Below are 22874 nucleotides of genomic sequence, written 5' to 3'. Positions count from 1 at the left end.
CGGGTGACGAAGGATCACGATGTCGACTATCCCGCCCTCCGCCGATCTCTATCTCCGCCCCACCGCCTTCGTCGATGCGCCCTTCGGTCTCGACGGCCAGGTGGCGCGGCTGGCGGGCGGGCTCGTCTGGTTCTCCGCGGTCGAGCTGATCGTGATGGATGGCGGCCGCCGCGTCGCCGCGCCGCTCGTCACCGTGGCCGACATGGACGCGCTGTTCGCCCGCGTCACGCCTGCGCAAGCCGAGCGGCTGCGCACCATCTGGTCGCGCCTCACCAGCCCCCGCGCCGCGCTCCAGATGGGCCCGCGCACCATCCGCCTCGATCAGCCGCAGGCGATGGCGATCCTCAACGTAACGCCGGACAGCTTCTCCGACGGCGGCGCCCATGCCGCCGATCCCGCCGGCGCGGCCGAGGCGGGCGCGCGCATGGCAGAGGCGGGCGCGGCGATCCTCGACGTCGGCGGCGAATCCACCCGGCCCGGCGCGAAGGCGGTCTGGGAGGGGGACGAGATCGCGCGCGTCGTGCCCGTGATCGAGCGATTGGCCCGCGGCGGCGCTGCCGTCTCCATCGACACGCGCAAGGCCGCAGTGATGGAGGCCGCGCTCACCGCCGGCGCCGCCCTCGTCAATGATGTCTCCGCGCTCACCTGGGATGACCGCGCGCGTGAGGTTGTCGCCCGCGCCGGCTGCCCCGTCGTCCTCATGCACCATCAGGGCAGCCCGGAGACGATGCAGAAGGAGCCGCGCTATGGCGACGTGCTGACCGAGGTCTACGATTGGCTGGAGGCGCGGATCGATGCGGCCGTGGCAGCCGGGATCGACCGGGCGCGCATCCTCGTCGATCCCGGCATCGGCTTCGGCAAGACGCTGCGGCACAATCTCCAGCTGCTGAACGGCCTGTCGCTGCTCCACGGCCTCGGCTGCGCGATCGTGTTGGGGGCGAGCCGCAAGCGGCTGGTCGGCGCGCTGTCGAACGAGGCGCCCGTCGAGGCGCGGCTCGGCGGCTCCGTCGCGCTGGCGCTGCTCGGTGCCGCGCAGGGTGTGCAACTCCTCCGCGTCCACGATGCCTTCGAGACGGTCCAGGCCCTCCGCGTCTGGCGCGGCCTGCGCGACACGGCGCTCAGCCCCGCCGGCTGAGGCTGATCAGACGGGCGGTCTCCACCGCCATCCTGACAAATCATGTCCGAAGCTGGACAGCGCTTCCCCGGCACCCCATCCATGCGGGCCTGCCATCTGCCCGGAGAGCCCGCTTGATCGTCGATTCCGTGCCCCGCGCGACGCAGATCGTCCGCGAAGTCTGGCGGCCGCTCGTGGCGCTGTTCATCTGGGATTGCATCGTCACGGCAATCTACATCTTCCAGCCGTTCCGCGCGCCTTCGCTGCCGCTTACTCTGTTCGGCACGGTGCTGGCGCTGTTTCTCGGGTTTCGCGCCAATGCAGCCTATGCGCGCTGGTGGGAGGCGCGGGGCCTCTGGGGGCTGATGATCAACGCCTCGCGCAGCCTGTCGCGCGCGGCGCGCAACCTGCTGCCGGCGGATGCGAACGATCTGAAGCGCACCATCGTGCTGCGCCAGGTCGCCTACGTGAACGCCCTGCGCTGCCAGCTCCGCCGTCAGCCGCATGACGGCGAGGTGCTGCGCTTCCTGTCGCGCGGCGAGGCGGAGCCTGCGCTGGCGCGGACCAACGCGGCCAACGGCCTGCTCGACGGCACGTCGCGCCGTGTCGCCGATGCGCAGCGCGCCGGCTGGATCGACACCATCCAGCAGACGCACATCGAGCAGTTGCTGGTCGACATCTCCAATGCACAGGGCGGGATGGAGCGGATCAAGAACACGCCGCTGCCCAATCAATATCGCTTCCTGCCGACCCTCTTCTCGCGCATCTTCTGCATCCTGCTGCCGATCGGCCTGGTCGAGACGCTGGGCATCGCCACGCCGATCGGCTCGACGATCGCCGGGCTCATGTTTCTCGCCGCGCTGGCGATCGGCGACGATCTGGTCGATCCCTTCGCCGACACGGTGCACGATGTGCCGTTGACCGCGATGTGCCGCACGATCGAGATCGATCTGCTGCAATCGATCGGCGATCCCGCGCCGGAGCCGTTGAAGCCGGTCAAGGGCGTGCTCTGGTGAGCCGGCCTGCGGCTCAGGCCGCGCTGTCGATGCCGAGTTCGCCCAACCGCCGGTAAAGCGTCGAGCGGCCGATGCCGAGCCGCCGCGCGACCTCGCTCATCCGCCCGCGATAATGGCCGATGGCGAGGCGGATCACGTCCGCCTCGATCGCGTCGAGCGAGCGAAGGTGCCCGTTCGGTTCATAGAGCGGCACCGCCGTCGCGGCCCCGCCGGCGGCAGCGGGATCGCCCTGCGCCAGGCTCTCCGCCGCGATCTGCGGGAAGTCGGCGGGGGTCAGCGCATTGCCCTCGCACAGCACTGCGGCGCGGAACAGCACGCTGTAGAGCTGCCGCACATTGCCCGGCCAGCCATAGCCTTCCAGCAGCGCCAGCGCGGATTCGGTGATGCCGAGCGGGCGGAGGCCGGGCTGCCGCTCGATCCGCCGCAGCAGGTGACGGGCGAGCGCGACGATGTCGCCCGGCCGCTGGCGGAGCGGCGGCACATTCAGGCGGACGGCACCCAGCCGGTAGAACAGATCCTCGCGGAACTGCCCGGCGGCGACTTCGGCGGCAAGGTCGCGGCTGGTCGCGGCGATCACGCGCACGTCCACCGCCTGCCGCGCGCGCGCGCCGACCGGCTGCACCTCGCCCGATTGCAGTACGTGCAGCAGGCCGATCTGCGCATCCGCGGGCAGTGCGCCGACATCGTCGAGGAACAGCGTGCCGCCATCCGCCTCGGCGAAGCGGCCCTGCCGCCGGTCGAACGCACCGGTGAAGGCGCCGCGTTCGTGGCCGAACAGCTCGCTGGCGGCCAGATTGTGGGGCAGGGTGGCGCAGGTCACCACCACCATCGGGCGGTTGGCCCGGGGCGAGGCGGCGTGGATCGCCTGCGCCACCATCTCCTTGCCGACGCCGCTCTCCCCCTCGATCAGCACCGCCACGCGGGCGCGGGCGGCATTGGCCGCCACGTCCAGCGCGGCGCGGAAGGCGGGCGCGGTGCCGACGATCTCGTCGAAGCCGAGCGCGGCGGGCATCTTCTCCGCCAATGGCCGCAATTCGCCGCGAAAGCTGCGCGCTGCCGCCGCGTCCAGCGCGGCGAGCAGACGGTCCGCGGCGATCGGCTTGACGAGGAAATCGGCCGCGCCCGCCCGCATTGCCGCCACCGCCTGCGCGACCCCGCCCTGCAGCGTCAGCACGATCACCGGCACGGCCGGCAGGCGGGCGCGGATCTCGGCGACGGCGGCATGCGCCTCGCTGCCGGGATGATCGAGCAGCACCGCCTGCGGCGGCTCCGCGTCGGCGGCACCCCATGCCTCCGCCAGCCCGCTCGCGCGCACCGTGCGCCAGCCGCCGCGCGCAGCGATGGCGGCGACGAGCCGCGCCTGTGCCGGTTCGTCGTCGATCAGCAGCAGCGTGCGTTGCGGCATGGCCGCCATCCGTCCTCGTCCCCCGCTTGGGCCTGGCCCCAGGCGGCCATCCCTAGCGCGAACGGGTAAAGCGGGGCTTAAGCCAGCGGGGGTTGAGGCGGCCGGGCGGCTTCGATAAGGGCGGCGCCATCACGGGACCAAGGGGATGACCGGCATGGCGGCAAGCGGCGACAGCAAGGGCGACATGAAGGCGCATGTCGGCACCTACACCGGCTTTCTGGGCCTGCTGAAGTGGGGCACGATCATCTCGATCGTGCTGGCGGCGATCGTCGTCCTGCTCATCGCCAGCTGATCGGGCCGGATGATCCGCACGCCTCGGTCGTGGCCGGGGCATGCGGCAGCGGTCATGCTTCCGGCAGGAAGTCCGGCACCGACAGGTAACGCTCGCCGGTATCGTAGTTGAAGCCGAGGACGCGGCTTCCCGGAAACTCGCGCAGGCGGTCGGCGATGGCAGCCAGGGTCGCGCCCGACGAGATGCCGACCAGCATCCCCTCCTCACGCGCGGCGCGGCGGGCCATCTCCTTGGCGTCCGCCGGATCCACCTTCACCACGCCGTCCAGCAAAGCGGTGTGCAGGTTTTCCGGCACGAAGCCCGCGCCGATGCCCTGGATCGGGTGCGGCCCCGGCTGGCCGCCCGAGATGACGGGCGACAGGGTCGGCTCGACCGCGAACACCTTCAGCTGCGGCCACTGCGCCTTCAGCACCTGCGCGCAGCCGGTGATGTGCCCACCCGTGCCGACCCCGGTGACGAGCAGGTCGGGCGGCGATCCGTCGAAATCGGCGATGATCTCGCGCGCGGTGGTGCGGACATGGACGTCGATGTTCGCGGGATTCTCGAACTGCTGCGGCATCCACGCGCCCGGCGTCTCCGCCACGATCTCCAGCGCCCGTTCGATCGCGCCCTTCATGCCACGCTCGCGCGGGGTCAGGTCGAACGTCGCGCCATAGGCCAGCATCAGCCGCCGCCGCTCGATCGACATGCTCTCGGGCATGACGAGCACGAGCTTGTAGCCCTTCACCGCCGCCACCATGGCGAGGCCGATGCCGGTATTGCCGCTGGTCGGCTCGACGATGGTGCCGCCCGGCTGCAGCGCGCCCGTTGCTTCCGCATCCTCGATCATGGCGAGCGCGATGCGATCCTTGATCGACCCGCCGGGGTTGGACCGCTCCGACTTGATCCACACCTCGGCCTCCGGAAACAGCCGGGAGACGCGGATGTGCGGCGTGCCGCCGATCGTCTGGAGGATGGATTCCGCCTTCATGCTGCCTTCTCCTGAACAGGCCCGTCGATGCCGGCGGGCGGATCGAATGTGCGTGCGCGCTTCAGCTCGGGGAACCAGCGGGCCCAGGCCAGCGTGACGAGGATTGCGCCGATCCCGCCGCCGACCACCGCCGCCACCGGCCCGATCGCCGCGGCAAGGAAACCGCTCTCCGCCTCGCCCAGCTCGTTGGAGGCGGAGACGAACAATGTCGACACTGCCGCCACCCGCCCGCGCATGGCATCGGGCGTGTAGAGCTGGATCAGGGACGAACGGACATAAACCGACAGCATGTCCGCCGCACCCAGCACCGCCAGGCAGGCGAGCGACAGGGGTATCGAGCGGGACAGGCCGAAGCCGACGGTACAGGCGCCGAACACGACGACCGCGGCCAGCATCTTCAACCCCACGTCATGCTTGAGCGGGCGGAATGCGAACAGCAGCGCCACCGCCGCCGCGCCCGCCGCCGGCGCCGCGCGCAGATGGCCCAGCCCCTCCGCGCCGACATGCAGCACGTCGCGCGCGAAGATCGGCAGCATCGCCGTCGCCCCGCCCAGCAGCACCGCAAACAGGTCGAGCGAGATCGCCCCCAGCACCAGCCGGTTCTGGCGGACATAGGCGAGGCCGTCGATCATCTGCCGCCACGGATTGACGCTGCGATCGATCGCGACCCTCGCCACCGGCCGGATCAGGAACAGGCACAGGCACGCCGTGGCGAACAGCCCGCCGCTCACCGTATAAGGCAGCCAGTGGCTGTGCGCGTAGAGATAGCCGCCCGCCGCCGGCCCGATGATCGCGCCTGTCTGCCACGCGATCGAACTCAGCGCGATCGCGGTCGGCAGCACCTCGCGCGGTACGAGGTTGGGCGCCAGCGCGGACAGCGCCGGCCCGGCGAACGCCCGCGCCACGCCCAGCAAGGCGGCGATGAAGAACAGCCAGGGCAGGGTGGTACTGTCCGTCGCGGCGAGCACCGCCAGCGTCGCCGCGCACCCCGCCTCCAGCGTCACCGCGCCGCGCGCGATCCAGCGCCGGTCCACCCGGTCCGCCGTCCAGCCGACGATCAGCGTCAGCAGGAACAGCGGCAGGAACTGCGCGATGCCGATCAGCCCGAGCTGGAGCGCCGCCTCGCGCGGCGTCATCCCGCCGCTGCGGGCGATGTCATAGACCTGCCAGCCGATGACGACGACCATACCGTTCTGCGCGATGGTGGTCGCCAGCCGCGCGATCCAGAAGGCCCGGTAATCGCCATAGGTGAAGGGGTGGCGGGGTTCGGCCATGTCCATCCTTACGAGCGGCCAAGCAGCCGCCGCAAGCGCAGCGAAACTGTTGCGGTAGAAAAGAGAGATGGCGGACGATCCATGCCGAACTCAACGTCCGCTCGCCCTGAGCCTGTCGGAGGGCCGTCCTTTTCCGCGCTTGAGAAGGACAGCGCTTCGACAAGCTCAGCACGAACGGATCGGGTCGACCCTCGCTGCTTAAGCCGCGGTGCCCAGGAAGCGCAGCAGATCCTCGATCACGCGGTCCCGATCCGTCAGCAGCAGGCCGTGCGGCGATCCGGAATATTCGATCAGTTCGGCCTGCGGCACCAGCTTCGCCACCGTCCGGGCGGAGGCGTCGATCGGCACCGTATTGTCCGACGTGCCGTGGATGACGAGCGTCGGCACCGTCAGCGCGGACAGATCGGGGCGGAAGTCGGTCTTGCCGAACGCGTCGACGCAATCCAGCGTGCCCTTCAGCCCGGCCTGCATCGTCATCATCAGCGACCAGTCGAGCGCTTCCTGGCTGACGGGTGAGCTGATCCAGCCGACGCCGTAGAAGCTCTGGAAGAAATTGGCGAAGAAGTGCGGCCGGTCCTTCAGGATGTTCGCCTTCATGTCCTCGAACACGGAGGCATCGACGCCGTCCGGATTGTCGTCCGTCTTCAGCAGATAACCGGCAACCGACGCGATCAGCGCGGCGGAATGCACGCCCTTGCCGCCATGGCGCGACATGTAGCGCGCGACTTCGCCGCCACCCATGGAGAAGCCGACCAAAGTCGCATCCTGCGCGCCGGTCACCTCCAGCACGGTCGCCAGATCGTCGGCGAACGTGTCGTAATCATAGCCGCTCCAAGGCTGGCCGGATCGGCCGAAACCGCGCCGGTCATAGGCGATCACCCGGTGCCCGGCCTTGGCCAGCGCGAAGGCCGTATCGTCCCAGCTGTCGGCGTTCAGCGGCCAGCCGTGCATCAGCACGACGGGGCGGCCGCTGCCCCAGTCCTTGACGTAGAGGTCGGTCGAATCCTTGGCTTTGACGTAGGGCATCGGGATCTCCATCGCGCGCCGTGGCGCCCGGCGCCTGAACGTCGGACGGCACTTAGGTTTCCGCTGGCGGAACGATCGCGCCGGTGCGACGATGCGCCATCAACGAACCAGAAGGGGGAGGCCGCTTGTGGCCCGATTGACGCCGTTTCTTGCCGCTCTGCTCGCCGCCGCGGCGCCCGCTGTGGCGCAGGCACCTGTCGCGGCCCCGTCCGCCGCCACCACGGCGACGCCCTTCGCCAGGTTCCAGCAGGAGGTGATCGAGGCGGCCTTCCGCGAAAGCCCGACGTTCGGGGTCTCGCAGGGCCGTCACGAATTCGACGGCCGCCTGCCCGATTGGAGCGAGGCGGGGCTGAAGCGGACCGCCGCCACCTTCCGTGCGCTGCGCCAGCGCGCCGCCGACTGGAAGGGTCTGTCGCCCAAGGATGCGTTCGGCCGCGACTACACCGTCGCGCAGCTCGACAATTACCTGTTCTGGCTGGAGGAGGCGGATCAGCCGCACACCAATCCGGCTTATTACCTCAACAACGGCCTGTTCCCCGATCTCTATACCGCGCGCACCTGGGGCACGCCCGAGGCGCGCATGCGCGGCTTCATCGCTTATGCCGAGGCGCTGCCGAAGGCGGCGACGCAGATCCGCGCGAACCTGCGCACGCCCATGCCGGAGACCTTCGTCTATCTTGGCAAGGCAGGCTTCCAGGGGCTCGCCGACTTCTTCCGCGGCAATGATGGACGCGCGGCCTTCAGCGCGGTGAAGGACAAGGCGCTGTGGGCGCGCTTCGATGCCGCGACCAAGCGCGCGGGCGATGCCATGGCGGGCCTGTCCGCATGGATGGACGAGGCGAAGGCGACGCAGACGCAGGATTTCGCGCTGGGCGGCGAACGCTTATCGCGCATGCTTTATGCGACGGAGCGGGTGGCGACGCCGGTCAAGGAGCTGGAGCGGATCGGCCGCGAGGATCTCCGCCGCAACCAGGCTGCGCTCAAGCAGGCCTGCGCCGCTTACGCGCCCGGGGCCAGCATCGTCGATTGCATCGCCAAGGAAGAGGCGCAGAAGCCGGACGGCGGCGTGGTCGAGGCGGCGCGCGCGCAGCTTGCGGGCCTGCGCAAGTTCATCGAGGACAAGCAGCTCGTCACCATTCCCGGCCCCGAGCAGGCGCTGGTGGCCGAGGCGCCGTCCTATAACCGGCAGAACTTCGCCTATATTGACATTCCCGGCCCGTTCGAGCTCGGCCAGCCGTCGACTTACTATATCGCGCCGCCCGATCCGTCGTGGAGCAAGGCGGTGCAGGAAGGCTACATTCCCGGCAAGGCGAACCTGCTGTTCACCTCCGCGCACGAAGTGTGGCCCGGCCACTTCCTCCAGTTCCTCCACGCCAACCGCTCGCCCGATCTCTTCGGCCGCGTCTTCGTCGGCTATGCCTATGCGGAGGGCTATGCCCATTATGCCGAGGAGATGATGTGGGATGCCGGCCTCGGAAACGGCGATCCGGAGGTGCATATCGGTCAGCTCTCCAACGCGCTGCTGCGCAACTGCCGCTATCTCTCCGCCATCGGCCTGCACACGGCGGGCATGACGGTGGATCAGTCGCGCAAGCTGTTCATGGACGAATGCTATCAGGATGAGGGCACCGCCCGGCAGCAGGCGGCGCGCGGCACCTATGATCCGGCCTATCTCAACTATACCCTCGGCAAGCTGATGATCCGCCGCCTGCGGGACGACTGGACGAAGACGCATGGCGGCCGCGCCGGCTGGAAGGCGTTCCACGATGCCTTCCTCAGCTATGGCGGCCCGCCCGTTCCGCTCGTCCGCAGCCAGATGATGGGCGTCCGCGCCGACGCGGTGTTCTGAGCCTATCCGGCGCTAGATCAATGACTTGGATGCTCAGAGGCCCCGTGTCGGAAAAGGGCCTCTGAGTGTCACCTTTGTCACCTTAGCGGACAGCGCCCTCCGGCTGCGCATCCGCCACCTCCTCCATCGCCGGCAGCCGCACCGCCGGCCGCAGCCGCGCCGCACTGGCGAGGCCCGCCAGCGCCGCCAGCCCCGCCGCCACCAGCGCCGGCGTCCGACTCGCCCCCAGGCCCGTCGCCAGCAGCGCCGCCGCCAGCGTCGCCCCCAGCGTCTGCCCCAGCAGCCGCGTGGTCGAGATCAGCCCGCCCGCCGACGCCGTCCGCTCCCGCGGCGTCGAGCCGAGGATCAGCCGGGCATTGGGCGACAGGAACATGCCGAAGCCGGCACCGGTCAGCGACATGCGCCAGCCCACGTCGATCACGCCCGCTTCCGCCGGCAGAAAGGCCAGTGCCAGCAATCCCCCCACCGCCATCACCATGCCGATCGCCCCCAGCAGCCCCGCGGGATAGCGATCGGACAGCGCGCCCGACAGCGGCGCCACCACCATCGACGTCGCCGGCCAGAACATCATCGCCGCACCCGTCTGCCCCGGCGTGAACTGCCAGCCATGCTTCAGCCGGAACGGCAGCGACAGAAGGAACGTCATCGACGCCAGGAACGCCGTCAGCGCTCCCGCCACGGACAGCGCGAAGACGGGCCGCGCCAGGAGATCGACCGGCAGGATCGGCCGCGGATCGCCCAACTCCCGCCGCACGAACACCACGCCCGCAACGAGGCCCGCGACGATGATCGCCGTCGCCACCACCGGAGAGTCGCCATGAACGAGGGCCTCCAGCCCGGCGACGGTCAGTCCGAACGTACAGGCGGATAGCAACGCGCCCGCCAGATCATAAGGCTCATCATGCGGCTCGGGATCGGGCAGCGCGCGGCCGATGGCGAGGCTCATGAGCGCAAAGGGCAGGGTGGAGGCGAAGATCCACGGCCACGGCGCCACCGACAGGACGAACCCGCCCAAAGTCGGCGCCAACGCGCCCGCGGACGCGATCACCACCGTGTTGATGCCCAGCCCGCGCCCGAGCATCCGCGCCGGATAGATGCTGCGCACCAGCGCGGAGGAAACGCTCAACGCCGCCGCCGCCCCCAATGCCTGCGCCACCCGCACCACCAGCAGGAAGGGCAGGCTGCGCGCGAAGAAGCAGAGCAGGGTCGCCGCCGCGAACAGCAGCTGCCCGCCCTGATAGAGCCGCCGGAGGCCGATCCGGTCGCCAAGCGCCGATAGCGGCAGCAAGGTCGTCACCAGCGTCAGCTGATAGACCGTCACCACCAGCACCGCCGCAGCGGGCGAGGTCCCAAGATCCGCCGCGATGGTCGGCAGCGCGACGGTGGCGATAGCCCCGTCGATCATCGTCAGCGCCGAACCGAGCGAGATGGCGACGATCGCGCGCAGCCGCCGGGGCATGGGGAGGCCGTCGGTCATCCTCCTCCGCTACCGCAACAGGGCGGCGGGCGGAACAGCGCTGGATCAGTCGGCCAGTTCGAAGCCGGCAAAGTCGAAGGCCGGCGCCACCACGCAGGAAACGAGCGTCCAGCCCGCATCCGCCTGCGCCGATTGCCATGCCAAGGCCGGCACACGCGCCTGCGGCGTCTCTCCGGCCAGCACGTCGGGGCCGAGGCGGACGGAGCCGACACCCTCTATCTCAAGCGTCAGCGGCGCGCCCGCATGCCACAGCCACAGCTCGCTTGCGTCCACACGGTGACGCGCCGAGCGCTGCCCAGCCTCCAGCAGGAACAGGATCGCGGTGGCGAGACCGCGGCCGCCACCTGGCGCTGGCTCCCGCCACGTCTCGCGGAACCAGCCGCCCTCCGGGTGCGGCGCCAGCGCGAGCCGCTCGATCAGTGCGGCGGCATCGCTCACCGGGCGGCGCTCCGTGTCGCCAGCCGCGTTGCAGCACTCTCGCTGGCGGCGAGCGCCGTCACCAGCCGGCCGCTCTCGATCGGCGCCGCAAACGAGGTGCCGGTGCCCATAGCCGGCTGCCCCGCCGCCGTCGCGCCGACCACGTCCACCCCAGGTTGCCAGACATAGGCATAGCCGGACGCGGCGTGCGTCGGCCGATTGGTGCCGGACCAGGGGCGTCCGCTCGCGTCGAGCGCGCCGACCAGCACCGTATTGGGATAGCCGGCGCGGGCCACGGCAAGGTTGCCCGGACGATCACGCCCCTCATTGCCAGCGGCCAGCACGATGGTGGCGCCCGCCTTGGTCGCATCCGCGACGGCTGCCCGGATCGCAGGGTCGCTCTTCAGCGTGAGCGAGATGTTGATGACGTTCGCGCCGAGCGCACTTGCCTTGCGGATCGCGGCGGCGAGCGGCGCTGCATCGGGCTGGCAAGGCGGTGTCAGATCGGGCGCACACCCGGCCGGGTCGTCGACGCGCAGCGAAATGATGTCCGCACCGCCATGCGCCGCGCGCGCCAGGATCGTTGCGACCATCGTGCCGTGATCGTAGCGCGGGTGGAATGCGGGCCGGGGTGCCAGCGGCGAGCCGAAATCGTATTCTGCGCGCAGCAGCGGACGCAGTTCCGGAGTCATCGCGACACCGCTGTCAATGACCGCGACCAGAGGCCGCGCGGCGACCCCAGCGGGAATGACGGCAAGCGCCGCCAGAAGCGGATACAGACGCAAGCGAACGGCCCCCCGACCGAGCTGAGAGTGACGCGACATCGCTGCCGCGGACGCAGCATAACCGCCGACGACTCCACGCCGCTACGACTTTGTTCCCTCACGTTGCCGCAACTTAGCCCCGGTTCGTCGGTTCCGTATCGATCTAGTTTGCCGGGCTTACAAAGCTGTCGAGCACGCGCTTGCGCCCCGACTGCTCGAAATCGATCTCCAGCTTGTTGCCCTCGATCTCGGCAATGGTGCCATAACCGAACTTGATGTGGAACACGCGCTGGCCGATGGCGAGGTCGCCGCGTGGCTTGGCGGCGTAGCTGGCGGCGGAGGCGCGCGCTTCCAGTACTCGCGCGGGCCGCGTATCCAGCCCCGCGACCGCAGCGCGCTGCCACCCAGGCCCGCGCGTCGCGGCTTGGTCCGGCCGGGCGCGGGCGACATGCGCGAACGGATCGTCATGCTCGCTCCACTGCGCCCGCCAGAGCGATTCACCGCCCGTCATCGTCGTCTCGGCATCGACATGCTCGTCCGGCAACTCGGCGACGAAGCGCGACGGCAGCGAGGAGGTCCACTGGCCGTAGATGCGGCGATTGGCGGCGTGCATGATAATTGCCTCCCGCCGCGCACGCGTGATCGCGACGTAAGCGAGGCGGCGTTCCTCCTCCAGGCTGGCGAGACCGCCTTCGTCGAGCGCGCGCTGCGAGGGGAAGACGCCTTCCTCCCACCCGGCGAGGAATACCGTGTCGAACTCCAGCCCTTTTGCGGCATGGATCGTCATCACCGTAACCTTGGCGGCATCACGGTCCGCATCATTGTCCATGACGAGACTGACATGTTCAAGGAAGGCGGGGAGCGTCTCATACTCCTCCATCGCGCGGGCAAGCTCGGCGAGGTTCTCCAGCCGACCGGCGCTCTCGGCCGAACGATCCGCCTGCAGCATCGCGGTATAGCCGCTCTCGTCCAGCATCTGGCGGGCCAGCTCGGCATGGGGCAACTGCGAGAGCCGGTCGCGCCAGCTGGCGATATCCGCCACCAGGCGGCCGAGTGCCTTGCGCGCGGCCCCGGTCAACTCGTCCGTGTCGAGGATGCGCGCGGCGGCGAGCGTCAGCGGCACGCCCTCGGCGCGGGCATGCTGGTGCAGCTTGGCCACCGCCTTGTCGCCCAGCCCGCGCTTCGGCACGTTCACGATCCGCTCGAACGCGAGGTCGTCCGCCGGCTGCGCGATCACGCGCAGATAGGCCAGCGCATCGCGGATCTCGGCACGCTCGTAGAAGCGGAACCCGCCGACGATGCGATAGGGCAGGCCGATCGCGATGAAGCGGTCTTCCAGCTCGCGGGTCTGGAACTGCGCACGCACCAGGATCGCCATGTCGTCGAGCTTGCCGCCGCGGCGCTGCGCAGCCTCGATCTCCTCGCCGATCCGGCGCGCCTCCTCGGGCCCGTCCCACACGCCGATGACGCGCACCTTTTCGCCGTCCGCCGCGTCGGTCCACAGCGTCTTGCCGAGACGGCCGCCATTGTTGGCGATCAGCGCGGAGGCGGCGGCGAGGATGTGCGGGGTGGAGCGATAATTCTGCTCGAGCCGGATCACCTTGGCGCCGGGGAAGTCCCGCTCGAAGCGCAAGATGTTTGCCACCTCCGCCCCGCGCCAGGAATAGATGGATTGATCGTCGTCGCCGACGCAGCAGATGTTCTTGCGCGATTGGGCCAGCAGCCGCAGCCAGAGATATTGGGACGAGTTGGTGTCCTGATACTCGTCCACCATGATGTAGCGAAAACGCTGCTGATACAGCTCCAGCACATCCCGATGCTTCTTCAGGATGGTCAGCATGTGCAGCAGCAGATCGCCGAAATCGCACGCATTCACGGCGCGGAGCCGCGCCTGATAGGCGGCATAAAGGTCCTGCCCGCGTCCGTTGGCAAACGCCTCGCTCTCGCCCGCATCGATCTCCGACGGCACGAGCCCGCGATTCTTCCAGCGATCGATCAGCCCGGCAAGGCTGCGCGCCGTCCAGCGTTTCTCGTCCAGATCGGCGGCGACGATCAGCTGCTTCAGCAGGCGCAGCTGGTCGTCCGTGTCGAGGATGGTGAAGTTCGATTCGAGCCCGACCAGCTCGGCATGGCGGCGGAGCATCTTGGCGGCGATGGAGTGGAAGGTGCCAAGCCACGGCATGCCTTCGCCCGCATCGCCGAGCATGCGGGCGACCCGCTCCTTCATCTCGCGCGCGGCCTTGTTGGTGAAGGTGACCGCGAGGATTTCCGACGGCCAGGCCCGCCGCGTCGCCACCAGGTGCGCGAGGCGGGCGGTCAGCGCCGCCGTCTTGCCCGTGCCCGCGCCGGCCAGCACCAGCACCGGCCCTTCCGCGCTCAACACCGCTTCGCGCTGGGGCGGGTTGAGTCCGCGGAGGTAAGGCGGTTCGGGCGTCGGGGCGGGAGCGTTCGTCACACGCGAACAGCTAGGGAACGAAGGCGTGAGCCGCAACGCCGGATGTCGCGGCGGCTTCCGCACGCCACCGCAAAAAAGACGATTGTTTCGCCTGTAGATGAACGAGCGTGGCAGCGCCGTTTGCCTTGCATTCATCCGCACGCAACATTGTTGCGGTGTACATAGGCCCGACGTTCAAGATGTTGCTGTGTCGATAAACGGCGGCTGACAGGACGGTTGCCGATCGGTTCACCTCGAAAATCCTACTCCGCTTAGCAACGGCCAGACATGGAGGACGCTATGCTGACGAGGATCGGGAGAACGGCCCATGGCAAGCCATGGGATGAGGCGGCGGATGCGGAGCTGCGCAGCCGGGTTGAGGCGGGCGAGCTGCTGCCTGCGATCGCCAAGGCGATGGGCCGCACGCAGGAGGCTGTGCGCAGCCGGGCCAACATCATGCACGTCCCGGTACGATCTTCGCTCGGCCGCGGGCGGCGCGCTCTGACGCAGCTGCCGCTGGTGGATGAAACGCTCGAGCAGTGAACCCAATGGCGGCGCGTGCGAGGAGGCTTGATCGCGCGCGCCGCCTGCCGCAAGCGTAAGCGATGGCATCCGGCTGGCGGTTCGCGATCGATCGCGGCGGCACTTTCACCGATATCGTCGCCGCCGCGCCGGATGGCCGCCTGCTGACGGCCAAATTGCTGTCCGAAGATCCCGGCCGCTACGAAGATGCCGCGACGGAGGGCATAAGGCGCCTGATGGCGGCGCATGGCGGCGGCATCCTGGCGGAGGTGCGGATGGGCACCACCGTCGCCACCAACGCACTCCTGGAGCGCAAGGGCGCGGCCACCTGCCTCGCGATCACGCGCGGCCATGCCGATGCGCTCGCCATCGGCACGCAGGCACGGCCCGACATCTTCGCACGCCACATCCGCCTGCCTGAGCCGCTCTACGCGCATGTCGTCGAGATTGACGAGCGCATGAGCGCGGAGGGCGAGGTTCTGCGCCCGCTCGACGGGATTGCGGCGGAGGCGGCCTTACGCGAAGCACGGGCGGCCGGCTGCACCGCATGTGCCATCGTGCTGCTGCACGGCTGGCGGTGGACCGCGCATGAGACGCGTGTGGCCGAGATCGCACGGACGCTCGGATTCGAGCAGGTCTCCGTCAGCCACGAGGTGGCGCCGCTCGCCCGGCTGGTCGGGCGCGGCGATACGACCGTGGCGGACGCCTATCTGTCGCCCGTGCTGCGCCGCTATGTCGATCGGGTGAAGGCGGCTTTAGGGCGGGACGCGCCGCTCCTCTTCATGCAATCCTCGGGCGGGCTGACGGCGGCGGATGCATTTCGCGGCAAGGACGCCATCCTGTCCGGCCCGGCCGGCGGTATCGTCGGCATGGTGCGTATCGCGGAAGCGCTGGGGCACCAGCGGCTGATCGGGTTCGACATGGGCGGCACCTCGACCGACGTGTCGCATTATGCCGGCACGTTCGAGCGGACGGCGGAGACGATCGTGGCGGGCAGCCGCATCCGCGCGCCGATGCTGGCGATCGAGACGGTGGCAGCGGGCGGCGGATCGATCTGCCGCTTCGCCGGCGGACGCCTTCAGGTCGGGCCGGAAAGTGCGGGCGCGGTGCCGGGCCCGGCCTGTTACCGCCGCGGCGGTCCGCTGACGGTGACGGACTGCAATCTTTATCTCGGCAAGCTCGACCCGAGCCGCTTTCCCCGCGTCTTCGGGCCGGGCGGCGACGAACCGATCGATCCGATCGTGGTTTCCGACAAGCTGGAGGCCATGGCCGCGGAGATTGGCGGCACCAATGCGCGGGCGCTGGCCGAAGGCTTCATCGCCATCGCGGTCGACAACATGGCGCGCGCGATCAAGCGCATCTCGGTCGCGCGCGGGCACGACGTGGCGGATTATGCGCTCGTCTGCTTCGGCGGGGCGGGCGGGCAGCATGCCTGCCTTGTCGCCGACGCGCTGGGCATCGGCACGGTGCTGGTTCACCCGCTGGCGGGCGTGCTCTCCGCCTACGGCATCGGGCTGGCCGATCGGGTCGTCCTGCGCGAGCGGACGTTGGCGCTGCCGCTGGGCGAAGCCGGGATCGAGGCGGCACTTGGATCTCTTGTCGGCGAAGCACGCCAAGCGCTGATCGCGCAAGGCCTGGCGCTGGAGGCTGTGACGGTCGAGACCCGCCTCGCGCTGCGTACCGCGGGCGCAGACAGCACCATCGAACTGCCCGCCAGCGGCGATCTGCCCGCTGCGTTCGAAGCGGCGCACCGCGCAAGGTTCGGCTTTGCCGATCCGGATGTCGCACTCGTCGTCGAGACCGCGATCGCGGAGGCGACCGGCCGGGCGGCACCGCTCGGCACACCCGATACCGCGCCGACGCCCGGCAGTGCCGAGGGCCGCGTGATCGACCGCGCTGCGCTGGCCTCCAATGCGCGCATCGTCGGCCCCGCGCTGATCGTCGATCCCTCCGCCACGACGATGGTGGAGTCGGGCTGGAGCGCGCGCGTCGCCGAAGAGGGCACGCTGATCCTCCAGCGGTCCGAGCCGCGCGCCGCCAACCCGCCTGTCGCCGGCACCGAGGCGGATCCGGTCCGGCTGGAGCTCTACAACAATCTCTTCATGGGTCTGGCGGAGGAGATGGGGGTCGCGCTCCAGAACACGGCATCGAGCGTCAACATCAAGGAACGGCTGGACTTCTCCTGCGCATTGTTCGACCGCGACGGCGCGCTGATCGCGAATGCGCCGCACATTCCGGTCCACCTCGGCTCGATGGGCGAGAGCATCCGAACCGTCATCGAGGCGCGGGGGGACGGCGCGGATGGTCGGGGCATGAAGCCGGGCGACGCCTACGTGCTGAACGCACCCTATAATGGCGGCACGCACCTGCCTGACATCACCGTCATCATGCCCGTCTTCGCCGACGATGCGGATGCGGCACCCGCCTGGTATGTCGCGGCGCGCGGCCATCATGCGGATGTCGGCGGCATCGCGCCGGGCTCCATGCCTGCCAACAGCTGCACGGTGGACGAGGAAGGCGTGCTGATCGACGACCTGTTGCTGGTCGATGCGGGCAGATTCCGCGAGGCGGAGATGCGCGCAGTGCTCGCAAGCGGGCGCTGGCCGGCGCGCGATCCCGATCGCAACATCGCCGACCTGAAGGCGCAGGTCGCCGCCTGCGCGCGGGGTGCCGCGGGGCTGCGCGCGCAAGCAGCCGAGCAGGGGCGCGCGACCGTGGACGCCTATATGCGCCACGTCCAGGCCAATGCCGAGGCCGCCGTGCGCGATCTGATCGGCGGGCTGGCCGATGGCCGCTTCCGCTACCTGATGGACAATGGCGCGGCGATCGAAGTCTCTGTGACGGTGAACCGGGCGGAGCGTTCCCTAACCATCGATTTCACCGGCACCAGCGCGCAGCTGCCTGACAATTTCAACGCACCTTATGCGATTGCGCGTGCCGCCACGCTCTACGTGCTGCGCAGCATGATCGATGCGGCCATTCCGATGAACGACGGCTGCCTGCGGCCGGTGACGCTGATCGTGCCGGAAGGCTCGATGCTGCGTCCTCGCTCCCCTGCCGCGGTGGTCGCGGGCAATGTCGAGACCAGCCAGGCGATCACCGACACGCTGTTCGCCGCACTGGGAGGCCTCGCGCCTAGCCAGGGCACGATGAACAACTTCACCTTCGGGGATGAGCGCCGCCAATATTACGAGACGATCGCAGGCGGGGCAGGAGCAGGGCCGGGCTTTCCCGGCGCATCCGGCGTGCAGACCCACATGACCAACAGCCGCCTGACCGATCCCGAGATCCTCGAAATGCGCTTCCCCGTGCTGGTCGAGCGCTTCGCCTATCGCCGCGGCTCGGGCGGGCAGGGACGTTGGACGGGCGGCGACGGCCTCATCCGCGCACTGCGCTTCCGCGAACCGATGACCGCGACGATCCTGTCCAACCGGCGGATCGTGCCGCCGGCCGGGCTGGCGGGCGGTAAAGCGGCGGCGGCTGGCATCAATCGGGTGATCCGCGCTGACGGGCAGGAAGAGTCGCTCGGGCCGACGGCGAAGGTGGCGGTCGCCGCGGGCGACACGATCGTGATCGAGACGCCCGGTGGCGGCGGCTATGGCGCGGCCTGATCCAATGGGCCCGGCGGCTTGAGCCTGCTGCCGCTCCTCGGCGTCGCGGTGATGGCCGGCGGCTTCCTGCTGCGGCTGAACCCGCTGCTCGTGGTCGCGGCGGCGGCGGTTGCGGCGGGTCTGGGCGCAGGGCTCCCACCGGCCGAGATCCTTGCTGCATTCGGCAAGGCGTTCAACGACAGCCGCTTCGTCACGCTCATCTACATCGTGCTGCCTGTCGTCGGCCTGCTCGAGCGCTATGGCCTGCAGGAGCGCGCGCGCTCGCTGATCCTGTCGCTGCGGGGTGCGACGACCGGGCGGCTGCTGCTCGCTTATATGATTTTCCGCCAGATCACCGCGGCGCTCGGCCTCACCTCCATCGCCGGCCATCCGCAGACGGTCCGCCCGCTGGTCGCCCCGATGGCTGAAGCGGCGGCAGGCGACGATCCCGACCGGCGCGAGGAAGCACGCGCCATGGCGGCGGCGACCGACAATATCGGCCTGTTCTTCGGCGAGGACATCTTTCTCGCCATCGGCTCGATCCTGCTGATCAAGGGCTTCTTCGCGACGCAGGGGATCGTGCTGGAGCCGCTCCAGCTCTCCGTCTGGGCGATCCCCAGCGCGATACTGGCGCTGCTCATCCACGGTGGACGGCTGCTGTGGCGGGATCGCGCGCGGTGATCGGGATCGGCTTCGCCTATGCGCTCGCCGGCGCGATGTTCCTGGCGATGGCGGCGCGGACGCTGGCCGATGCGGCGCACCCCAAACGGTGGGGCAATGCCGCCTTCTTCGCGCTGCTGGCGGTCAGCTTCTGGGCCGGCGACCGGATCGGCGACACGGGCAACGGCCTGCTCGCTCTGGCGCTGGTGGCGCTTGCCGGCACCGGCTGCATCGGCCGCGGCCCGGTGCCAACCAGCGCGCCCGAGGCACGTGCCGCCTCGGCCGAGCGGCACCGCAATCGGCTGTTCCTGCCTGCGTTGATCGTCCCCGCCGCCGCCGTTCTCGGCACGCTCCTGCTCAAGGACAGCGGGCTGATCGATCCCAAGCAGGTCACGCTCGTCTCGCTGGCACTCGGCGTCATCGTGGCGCTGGGCGTGCTGATCGCATGGCTGCGCCCGCCGGCTGCGGCGGCCGTGGACGAGGGGCGCCGGCTGCTGGAAGGCGTCGGCTGGGCGGCGGTGCTGCCGCAGATGCTGGCGGCGCTGGGCGCCGTGTTCGCGCTGGCGGGCATTGGTGAGATCGTCGGCCGGTTCGCGGCAGGCGCCATACCGGAGGGGAGCCGTCTGGCTGCCGTCGCGGTCTACGGGCTCGGCATGGCGGGCTTCACCATGCTGCTCGGCAACGCGTTCGCCGCATTTCCGGTGATGACCGCCGCGGTGGGGCTGCCCGTGCTGATCCGCGGCATGGGCGCGGACCCCGCCGTCGTCGCCGCGATCGGCATGCTGGCGGGCTTCTGCGGGACGCTGATGACGCCCATGGCGGCCAACTTCAATCTCGTGCCTGCCGCGCTGCTGGAGTTGCGCGATCGCAACGCCGTGATCCGCATGCAGCTGCCCACCGCCTTGCCGCTGCTGTTCTGCAACATCCTCCTGATCTGGTGGTTCGCCTTTCCATGACACCTGCCCTTGCCGAGCGGCTGGCGCGCATCGCGCTGTCCCACGTCACCCGCGAATATCCGCACAAGCTGGATCATGTGCTGGGGAGCGACGCGGATGCGGCGACGCCGCGCGCGCTGCACCCGATCTTCTTCGGCAGTTATGACTGGCACAGCTGCGTCCATACTCATTGGACGCTGCTCCGGCTGGCGCGGCTGCACCCCGATCTGCCCTTCGCCGCCGATGTCCGCCGTCTGGCAGCCGACAGCTATACGGCAGAGAAGGTCGAGGCAGAGCGCGCCTATCTGGATCGCCCGAACACCGAAAGCTTCGAGCGGCCTTATGGCTGGGCCTGGACGCTGGCGCTGCACGGCGAGGCGGCGCTTGGCGAGCATGGCGCGGCGCTCGAGCCCCTGGCGCGTGCCTTCGCCGCCCGCTTCGCCGCACACCTGCCAAAGCTGACCTATCCCATTCGCGCGGGCACGCACGGCAACACCGCCTTCGCCTGCCTGCTCGCGCTGGACTGGGCCGATGCGCACGATCCCGCACTCGCCGCGCTGATCCGCACGCGGGCGGGCGACTGGTATGGCGAGGATCGCGACTGCCCGGGCTGGGAGCCGGGTGGCGACGAATTCCTGTCCGCCGCGCTGGTGGAGGCGCTGCTCGTCGCGCGTGCGCTCGCGCCCGATGCACGTGGCGAATGGCTCGCACGGTTCCTGCCGGGGCTTGCGGAGGGACGGCCAGCGCCCTTGTTCGTGCAGGCGCACGTGTCCGATCGCGCCGATCCGAAGATCGCCCATCTCGATGGCTTCAACCTGACTCGCGCATGGTGCTGGCGGAGTCTCGCGCCCCTGCTCGCACCGCCCGCCGCGGCGCGCGCGCTCGATGCGGCGGAGGCACATCTTGCCGCCAGCCTGCCGCATCTCGACGATGATTATATGGGCGCGCACTGGCTCGCGAGCTTCGCTTTGTTGGCGCTGACCGCTTGATGGGTCCGGACGCGCGGCGGCGCGTTGGTGGGGCGATGCGGATGTCGCTGCCCTGCCTTGCCCTCGCGCTCGCCGGCTGCGCCACCACGCCCGACGCTACCAAGCCGCCGCCGCCCGTGCCGCTCACGCTCGATCTGGCCGATCCTGTCGTGGAGGCGGAGATCGCCGGTGTGCCGCTACGCCTCCGGGTCGATTTTCAGCAGAAGGACGTGATCGAGCTGAACCCCGCCGCCGCCGCACGGTTGGCTGTGAAGTGGGAGGATGGGTTCGACGTCGCGGTCGGCCGCGTCGTGCTGCAAGGGCGTCAGGCGCGGGCGCCTGTGCTGATCGGCGGCGTGGCGATCGAGAGCGTTGTCGCGGAACATGGACGCGATTGCTGCGCCGGAGTGGATGGAGCGATCTCGCCCGCCTCCTTGCCGTACGATCCCGTCCGTCTGGTGCGACAGAGCGAGCCCGAGGGCCGCTCCGCCAGCTACCCAGCCACGATCAGTGCCGAGACAGGGCTGACGCTCGCCCAGCCGCTCGGTCGCGAGACCCTGCGCGTGCGCCTCGCGCTCGATGGCGAAACGCCGATCGCCACCGCGTCGGCGGGTGCGGTGCTGGCCAAGGCGCAGGGCGGACGGTTCGTCGGGCCGGTGTTCCGCGTGACGCCCGCCTTTGGTGTCTCGCGGCAGGCGCGGACGATGGTGTTTGCGCGGCCGCCGCTGGTCGCCGGCTTCCCGCTGGAGCGGGTGGCGGTGCGCTTTGCCGACTTTTCCGGCGGGCGGACGCTGCCGTTGCCGGGGGAGGGCGATGGCGAGGGGATCGAGGTGCGCGGACGGGCGCCGCCGCCGCAGCGTGACTGGCCATCCGTTTCGCTCGGCCGCCAGCAGCTCGATCGCTGCCGCGAGATCGCCTTCCACCGCGCGCAGAGCGTCATCACGCTCGATTGCCGGTTCGGCTCGTGAAGGCCGGGGCTGCGGCGCTTGCCGCGCTGCTGCTGATCGGCGCCGCACCGATCGACCCGGCCGCGACGTTCGACCGCGTGTGGGAGACGGTGGAGCGCCGCTATTGGAACGTCGATCGGTTGGGGGAGCGCTGGGAGGCGGCGCGCATCCGCTGGCGGCCGCAGGCGCTTGCCGCGCGAGACGATGCGGCACTCTATCGCGCGCTGGATGGATTGCTGCGCGAGGTGGGGGACAGCCATGTCTTTGCGAGGGACCCGACCGAAGTCCGCTTTCAGGCGCCCGATCGCGACGAGGCAGCGGAGGATGGCGCGTTCGGCTTTTCCAGCGATGCCGCGCCGGGCGGCTGGACGGTGTTCGCGGTTGATCCGGGCGGCCCGGCAGCGCGGGCCGGCGTGCAGATCGGCTGGCGGCTGGTGTCGGTCGACGGGCGCCCGGTCGATCAGCATTGGCATGCGCGCATCGGCCAGCGCGCCACGCTCGGCTTCCTCGACGATGGCGGCCGCCCTCGCAGCCTGACGCTCACTGCGGAGCGGCTGCCCGATCCGGCGCCACGCCGATCCGCGCTGCTGGCGGATGGCGTCATCCACCTGACGCTGGACACGTTCGAGCGCGGGGCGGATCGCTGGATCCGCGATGAGATCGAGCAGGCGCAGCCCCGCGCCGTGGTGCTCGATCTCCGCGAGAATTATGGGGGGGAGGCCATCGCGATCGCACGAGTGGCGGGCGCCTTCTTCGCGGAGAAGCGCACCCTGCTCGTCCGGCAGGGGCGCGGCAAGGCGACCGACGTGCCGATCCTCGGCTATGGCTCTCGCAGCTGGACGGGCCCGCTCGCCGTGCTGGTCGGGCCGCGGAGCGCCAGCGGTGCGGAACTGCTCGCCGCCCTGGTCGCCGAGAGTGGCCGCGGCGCAACGCTGGGGGAGCGGACCTCCGGAGCTGTGACCGGGGCCACGCTCTACGATCTGCCGGGCGGCGGCCAATTGTCGGTCGCGGTGTTCGACATCCGCACCGCGGGCGGCACGCGGCTGGAGGGCCGCGGCTTCACGCCTGCGCAGATTGTCCGGCCCACCATCGCACAGCTGCGCGCCGGCAATGATCCCGTACTGGCGGCTGCACTCGCCAGCCTGAGGCGATCATAGAAACTTAACCCTGCTCGACAGGTCGCCCGCAACTTATGCGGAATATGTGCAAACCAC

19 protein-coding genes are annotated in these 22874 nt (G+C 70.0%); 11 read left to right on the top strand and 8 right to left on the bottom strand.

The annotated features are described in order from the left end of the window. The first annotated feature begins 19 nt into the window (after positions 1-19). Positions 20-1135, top strand: a complete 1116-nt coding sequence (gene folP, locus BM360_RS04805) for a dihydropteroate synthase (RefSeq protein ID WP_093311548.1) — start codon at positions 20-22, stop codon at positions 1133-1135. 113 nt (positions 1136-1248) lie between these two features. Then, positions 1249-2130 (top strand): bestrophin family protein, encoded by an 882-nt coding sequence (locus BM360_RS04800; protein WP_093311545.1) that lies wholly within the window; start codon positions 1249-1251, stop codon positions 2128-2130. 13 nt (positions 2131-2143) lie between these two features. Here the strand turns inward: BM360_RS04800 and BM360_RS04795 are convergent, their stop codons facing one another. Next, positions 2144-3544, bottom strand: a complete 1401-nt coding sequence (locus tag BM360_RS04795) for a sigma-54-dependent transcriptional regulator (protein ID WP_093311539.1) — start codon at positions 3542-3544, stop codon at positions 2144-2146. Between the two features lie 136 nt (positions 3545-3680). On the opposite strand from BM360_RS04795, the gene BM360_RS04790 reads away from it, so the two are divergent. After that, on the top strand, positions 3681-3827 hold the full coding sequence (locus BM360_RS04790) for an aa3-type cytochrome c oxidase subunit IV (protein ID WP_242653318.1): 147 nt from the start codon (positions 3681-3683) through the stop codon (positions 3825-3827). A gap of 52 nt (positions 3828-3879) precedes the next feature. On the opposite strand, the gene cysK is transcribed toward BM360_RS04790, so the two are convergent. From cysK to BM360_RS04775, 3 genes are all read right to left on the bottom strand, one after another. Further along, positions 3880-4797, bottom strand: coding sequence for a cysteine synthase A (cysK, locus tag BM360_RS04785; RefSeq protein ID WP_093311533.1), 918 nt, complete (start codon positions 4795-4797; stop codon positions 3880-3882). Next, positions 4794-6071 carry an MFS transporter gene (locus BM360_RS04780; protein WP_093313766.1) on the bottom strand — a complete coding sequence of 426 codons (1278 nt, stop codon included), beginning with the start codon at positions 6069-6071 and terminating at the stop codon, positions 4794-4796. The genes cysK and BM360_RS04780 overlap by 4 nt, the downstream gene beginning before the upstream one ends. A gap of 198 nt (positions 6072-6269) precedes the next feature. Further along, entirely contained in the window at positions 6270-7097 is an 828-nt protein-coding gene (locus BM360_RS04775) for an alpha/beta fold hydrolase (RefSeq protein ID WP_093313764.1), read from the bottom strand. Positions 7098-7188: 91 nt separating this feature from the next. Between BM360_RS04775 and BM360_RS04770 the strand changes: the two genes are divergently transcribed. Beyond that, the gene (locus BM360_RS04770; RefSeq protein WP_093311527.1) at positions 7189-8946 is read left to right on the top strand and encodes a DUF885 domain-containing protein; all 1758 of its coding nucleotides are present in this window, start codon (positions 7189-7191) and stop codon (positions 8944-8946) included. Positions 8947-9028: 82 nt separating this feature from the next. On the opposite strand, the gene BM360_RS04765 is transcribed toward BM360_RS04770, so the two are convergent. The 4 genes from BM360_RS04765 to BM360_RS04750 form a co-directional block, all read right to left on the bottom strand. Next, the gene (locus tag BM360_RS04765) at positions 9029-10423 is read right to left on the bottom strand and encodes an MFS transporter (RefSeq protein WP_093311522.1); all 1395 of its coding nucleotides are present in this window, start codon (positions 10421-10423) and stop codon (positions 9029-9031) included. Positions 10424-10468: 45 nt separating this feature from the next. Beyond that, a complete protein-coding gene (locus BM360_RS04760; RefSeq protein WP_093311518.1) occupies positions 10469-10861 on the bottom strand; it encodes a cupin domain-containing protein in 393 nt (130 codons plus the stop codon). Beyond that, entirely contained in the window at positions 10858-11664 is an 807-nt protein-coding gene (locus BM360_RS04755) for a S8 family peptidase (RefSeq protein ID WP_093311514.1), read from the bottom strand. Before BM360_RS04755 ends, BM360_RS04760 begins: the two co-directional genes overlap by 4 nt. Positions 11665-11767: 103 nt before the next feature. After that, positions 11768-14059 carry an ATP-dependent helicase gene (locus BM360_RS04750; RefSeq protein ID WP_278247392.1) on the bottom strand — a complete coding sequence of 764 codons (2292 nt, stop codon included), beginning with the start codon at positions 14057-14059 and terminating at the stop codon, positions 11768-11770. A 279-nt stretch (positions 14060-14338) separates the two neighbouring features. Here BM360_RS04750 and BM360_RS04745 point away from each other — a divergent pair, with 279 nt between their 5' ends. The 7 genes from BM360_RS04745 (at position 14339) to BM360_RS04715 (ending at position 22817) form a co-directional block, all read left to right on the top strand. Then, positions 14339-14581, top strand: coding sequence for a hypothetical protein (locus BM360_RS04745; RefSeq protein WP_093311510.1), 243 nt, complete (start codon positions 14339-14341; stop codon positions 14579-14581). 62 nt (positions 14582-14643) lie between these two features. Beyond that, complete coding sequence (locus BM360_RS04740) at positions 14644-18171, top strand: hydantoinase B/oxoprolinase family protein (protein WP_093311507.1); 3528 nt, start codon at positions 14644-14646, stop codon at positions 18169-18171. A gap of 24 nt (positions 18172-18195) precedes the next feature. Next, positions 18196-18831 carry a DUF969 domain-containing protein gene (locus tag BM360_RS04735; RefSeq protein ID WP_093313762.1) on the top strand — a complete coding sequence of 212 codons (636 nt, stop codon included), beginning with the start codon at positions 18196-18198 and terminating at the stop codon, positions 18829-18831. Further along, positions 18828-19766, top strand: a complete 939-nt coding sequence (locus BM360_RS04730) for a DUF979 domain-containing protein (RefSeq protein WP_093313760.1) — start codon at positions 18828-18830, stop codon at positions 19764-19766. Before BM360_RS04735 ends, BM360_RS04730 begins: the two co-directional genes overlap by 4 nt. Beyond that, entirely contained in the window at positions 19763-20734 is a 972-nt protein-coding gene (locus BM360_RS04725) for a DUF2891 domain-containing protein (RefSeq protein WP_093311503.1), read from the top strand. Before BM360_RS04730 ends, BM360_RS04725 begins: the two co-directional genes overlap by 4 nt. Positions 20735-20775: 41 nt before the next feature. Continuing rightward, positions 20776-21681, top strand: coding sequence for a hypothetical protein (locus BM360_RS04720; protein WP_131819181.1), 906 nt, complete (start codon positions 20776-20778; stop codon positions 21679-21681). Next, on the top strand, positions 21678-22817 hold the full coding sequence (locus BM360_RS04715) for a S41 family peptidase (protein ID WP_131819180.1): 1140 nt from the start codon (positions 21678-21680) through the stop codon (positions 22815-22817). The genes BM360_RS04720 and BM360_RS04715 overlap by 4 nt, the downstream gene beginning before the upstream one ends. Positions 22818-22874 lie beyond the last annotated feature (57 nt).

Source organism: Sphingomonas jatrophae (genome assembly GCF_900113315.1).
In the GTDB taxonomy this organism is placed as follows: domain Bacteria; phylum Pseudomonadota; class Alphaproteobacteria; order Sphingomonadales; family Sphingomonadaceae; genus Sphingomonas_P; species Sphingomonas_P jatrophae.
Note: the sequence above shows the minus strand (reverse complement) of the source record. Positions and strands in the feature narration are given on the sequence as shown.